The sequence below is a fragment of the Streptomyces azureus genome (assembly GCF_001270025.1).
GTDB classification, from domain to species: domain Bacteria; phylum Actinomycetota; class Actinomycetes; order Streptomycetales; family Streptomycetaceae; genus Streptomyces; species Streptomyces azureus.
The window spans coordinates 1-4328 of record NZ_DF968409.1 but is presented as its reverse complement, the minus strand read 5'-3'; the positions used below and the strand labels follow the sequence as shown (position 1 = coordinate 4328).

Sequence of the window (4328 nt, the reverse complement as noted above, 5' to 3'; positions counted from 1 at the left end):
GCGTCGCCGACGGACCCGACTGCACATGCGTCATATCCAGCACACGGATCCCCTCAAGAGCCTTCGTCATGATCGCCACCTCACTGGTCCGTCTTGGTGTGTACGGCGCCAGGGGCGCCGTGAGGATTGCGCCTCCCCCGCTCGATCCACCGTCCGGCGGAGAGCAGGCTCGGACGCCGCCTCCGCGAAGGCCGCGGGGCGTGGAGTGGGCTGGGTCCAGCCGGTCACCGGACGGCGCCCTGACGTGGGCACCGCCCGGCCGCCGGTCACGGCATCAGCTGGTACTCCGGGAAGTTGCCGGGCAGGCGCTCGCCCGCCGGGCCCTGGGTGACCGCGCGCACCAGCAGCTCACCGCCGACGAAGGCACCGCGCCAGGACGCGCCGAACCCGCCGAACAGCTCCTCCCGGTCGCCTCGCGAACGCGGCTTGCCGTGACCGACCTTGAACGCGCGGATCTGCGGCGCGAGCCGGTCGAAGGTCGCCCGGTCGTCCGTGGACAGCGTGGCCACCAGCGCGCCGTTCGAGGCGTTCATCGCGGCCAGCAGCTCCGCCTCGGTGTCGACCAGGACGATCGTGTCGACGGGGCCGAACGGCTCGGCGTGGTGCAGGGGGGAGGACGGGGGCGGATTCAGGAGCGTGACCGGCTGGACGTATGCCGAGGTGTCCTGACCGGGCAGGAAGCGGGCTTCCGCCACATTGGCGCGATGCACGGGGACGGCACCGCGGGCGATGGCCTCGGCGACCTGGTCGCGCAGGTCCTTCGCCTTGGCCGCGTTGATCACCGGCCCGAAGTCCAGTGCCGGGTAGGGGGCGTCGGGGTGCTCCACCGCGAGCGGGTGCCCGACGCGCAGCGTGCGCACGGCCGGGAGGTACGCCGCCAGGAACTCGTCGAACAGCTCCCGCTGGACGACGAAGCGCGGGTACGCCGTGCAGCGCTGCTTGCCGTAGTCGAAGAGCTTGGGGACGACGGCCGTGAGCGCGTCCCAGTCCGTGTAGTTCCAGATGCCCCAGGTGTTGAGTCCCTCCTGTTCGAGTACATGGCGCTTGCCGAGGTCGGCGACGGCGGTGGCCACCGCGGCGCCGGTGTCGCGACCGCCGACGAAGGAGACGCAGCCGATCTCGGGCGCCCGCACCAGCGCCTCGGACAGCTCTCCCCCGCTGCCGCTGACGAGGGTGACGGGAATCCCCTCGCGGGCGGCGAGCGCACAGGCCAGGGTCAGACAGGCGACACCGCCGTCGGTCGGGGTCTTGGCGATGACCGCGTTGCCTGCCAGTGCCTGGACCAGCAGGGCGTGAACGAGCACACTCATCGGGTAGTTCCAGCTCGCGATGTTGGACACCGGGCCGTCCAGCGGGGCCCGGCCCTCGACCATCGGCTCGATGCCGTCGACGTACCAGCGCACTCCGTCGATGGCCCGGTCGACGTCCGCCTGCGCGAGCCGCCACGGCTTGCCGATCTCCCAGACGAGCAGGAGGGCGAGGAGTTCGCGGTGCTGGGTGAGGGCGTCGAGGGTGGCCGCGACACGGGCGCGGCGCTCGTCGAGGGGGACGTGCCGCCAGGCGCGGTGCTGGTCGAGCGAGGCGCGCACCGCCTGCTGGGCGGCGACCCCGTCCAGGCGCGGCGGGCCGGCGATCGGGCTGCCGTCGACGGGGCTGGTGGCGGGCAGTGCCCGGCCGTCCGCCCGCCAGGCGGAGTTCCAGAGGTTGAGGACGCGGTCGTCCTGGAACGCCTCTGGGGCGACCGCGAGGCAGCGCCGCCAGGCGTCTTCCCAGGACGTGCCGGACTTCACCACGAGCTGGGTGGAGTTGAGGGTGGTGGTCATGCGGTGTCTCCGCTCTCGGTGCACAGTCGGGGGCGGGAGGCCGGGCAGCTGCCCGGGGGCGGCATGCGTGGCCGCGCGACTATTGGTCGCGGGTAGGAGGGGGGAACGCGGAGGCGCCGCATGTCTTCGGCGGACACCCCCTCGTTCCCGGCGGTCAGTCCGTGTCAGCCGCGAGCGGTGTCGCGGTCGGCGTCGGCGGTGTCATGGTCGGCGCCCGTGGTGTCACGGTCGACGTCCAGCAGGGCGAGCACGAGGCGGGCCGTGTCGGTCGGGGTGGTGCCGACCTTGACGCCGACCGCCTCCAGGGCTTCCTTCTTCGCCTGCGCCGTGCCCGACGATCCGGACACGATGGCGCCCGCGTGGCCCATGGTCCTGCCCTCGGGCGCGGTGAAGCCGGCGATGTAGCCGACGACCGGCTTGGTGACGTGCTCGCGGATGTACGCGGCCGCCCGTTCCTCGGCGTCCCCGCCGATCTCCCCGATGAGGACGATCAGTTCGGTGTCGGGGTCGTCCTGGAAGGCGGCGAGGCAGTCGATGTGGGTGGTGCCGACGACAGGGTCGCCGCCGATGCCGACACAGGTGGAGAAGCCGATGTCGCGCAGCTCGTACATGAGTTGGTAGGTGAGCGTGCCCGACTTGGACACCAGGCCGATGCGGCCCGGCTTGGTGATGTCCGCCGGGATGATGCCGGCGTTGGACTGACCGGGTGTGATCAGCCCGGGGCAGTTGGGGCCCACGATCCGGGTGCCCTTCTTTTTCGCGTAGGCGGTGAAGGCGACGGAGTCGTGGACCGGGATGCCCTCGGTGATGACGACCACGAGGCCGATCCCGGCGCCGGCGGCCTCGACGACCGCCGCCTTGGCGAAGGCGGGCGGTACGAAGACGACGGTGACGTCGGCTCCGGTCGACCGCATTCCGTCGGCCACCGACCCGAAGACGGGTACGGCACGGTCGCCGAAGTCGACGGTACGGCCCGCCTTGCGCGGGTTGACGCCGCCGACGACGTTCGTACCGGCCGCGAGCATGCGCCGGGTGTGCTTCATGCCCTCGCCGCCGGTCATGCCCTGGACGAGGACCCTGGACTCCTTGGTGAGGAAGACGGCCATGTCCCGCTCCTTCAGCTGGTGTGGGCGAGCTGGGCGGCACGGCGGGCGGCACCGTCCATGGTGGTGGCCTGCTGGATAAGGGGGTGGGCACGCTCGTCGAGGATGGCGCGGCCGCGGACGGCGTTGTTGCCGTCGAGGCGCACGACGAGCGGCTTGGTCAACCGCACGCCGTCCAAGGCCCGGACGATGCCGTCGGCGACCGCGTCGCAGGCGGTGATGCCGCCGAAGACGTTGACGAACACCGACTTCACATCCGGGTCCGACAGGATGACGGACAGCCCGTCGGCCATGATCCGGGCCGGTGCCCCGCCGCCGATGTCGAGGAAGTTGGCGGGGCGGGCACCGCAGCCGGCGACCACGTCGAGGGTCGACATGACCAGGCCGGCGCCGTTGCCGATGATGCCGACCTCGCCGTCGAGTTTGACGTAGTTGAGGCCCTTCGCGGCGGCCGCCGCCTCCAGCGGGTCGTCGTGCACCGCTCCCTCGGTATCCCAACGGTTCTGCCGGAAGCGGGCATTGTCGTCAAGAGTGACCTTGCTGTCGAGAGCGAGAATCTGGCCTTTCTCTGTACGGACGAGCGGGTTTACCTCAACGAGGAGGGCGTCCTCCCCGACCAGCACCTCCCACAGCCGTTCGAGGACGTCGACGGTCTGCGGCGGAAGCCCGGCCGCCGCGGCGATCTCGCCCGCCTTCGCCGAGTGGACGCCTTCGGCCGGGTCGATGGGAATGCGCGCGACGGCCTCCGGGCGACGGGCGGCGACCTCCTCGATCTCCGTGCCGCCCTCCGCCGAGGCCACGGCGAGGAACCGGCCCGCCGCGCGGTCGAGGACGTAGGCGACGTAGAACTCGGCCTCGATGTCGATGGGTTGGGCCAGCATGACCTTGCCGACCGTGTGTCCCTTGATGTCCATGCCGAGGATCTGACGTGACGTCAGCTCTGCGGCGGCCGGGTCGGCGGCGAGTCTCACACCGCCCGTCTTGCCCCGGCCACCGGTTTTGACCTGCGCCTTCACGACGACGCGGCCGCCGAGCCGACGGGCGATCTCACGCGCCTCCTTGGCCGAGGACGTGACGTCCGCCCTCGGTACCGGGATGCCGTGTTCTTCGAAGAGCCCTCGGGCCTGGTGCTCGTACAGGTCCATGATCTGGCTCCCGTCTCAAAAGTGCCGCACGACTGAAAAGTGCTGCGCGACCCCTGGACATCACCCACGGCATGCGGGATAACAATCTTCATACAGTATCCGTCGACTGTATGCAATGTGCCGGACATGGCCCGTGACCAGCACCGCCAGGACGCTCGAGGCATAGGGACAAGTGAGGTGACCTGTGACGACGAAGGCTCTTGAGGGGATCCGTGTGCTGGATATGACGCATGTGCAGTCGGGTCCGTCGGCGACGC

General features: G+C 70.8%; 3 protein-coding genes. All 3 read right to left on the bottom strand.

The features are described 5' to 3' along the window. Nucleotides 1-266 precede the first annotated feature (266 nt). The 3 genes from AOQ53_RS33585 to sucC all read right to left on the bottom strand — a co-directional run bounded on the left by AOQ53_RS33585 (nt 267) and on the right by sucC (nt 4071). Complete coding sequence (locus AOQ53_RS33585; protein ID WP_059423055.1) at nt 267-1823, bottom strand: aldehyde dehydrogenase family protein; 1557 nt, start codon at nt 1821-1823, stop codon at nt 267-269. Nucleotides 1824-1987: 164 nt separating this feature from the next. Further along, entirely contained in the window at nt 1988-2929 is a 942-nt protein-coding gene (sucD, locus tag AOQ53_RS33580; RefSeq protein WP_059423053.1) for a succinate--CoA ligase subunit alpha, read from the bottom strand. Nucleotides 2930-2940: 11 nt separating this feature from the next. Then, entirely contained in the window at nt 2941-4071 is a 1131-nt protein-coding gene (gene sucC, locus AOQ53_RS33575) for an ADP-forming succinate--CoA ligase subunit beta (protein WP_059423051.1), read from the bottom strand. Between the last annotated feature and the right edge of the window lie 257 nt (nt 4072-4328).

What these genes read in the sequence shown, in the direction of transcription:
- AOQ53_RS33585 (WP_059423055.1), bottom strand. Translation starts at nt 1,823, where the DNA reads ATGACCACCACCCTCAACTCCACCCAGCTCGTGGTGAAGTCCGGCACG.
- sucD (WP_059423053.1), bottom strand. Translation starts at nt 2,929, where the DNA reads ATGGCCGTCTTCCTCACCAAGGAGTCCAGGGTCCTCGTCCAGGGCATG.
- sucC (WP_059423051.1), bottom strand. Translation starts at nt 4,071, where the DNA reads ATGGACCTGTACGAGCACCAGGCCCGAGGGCTCTTCGAAGAACACGGC.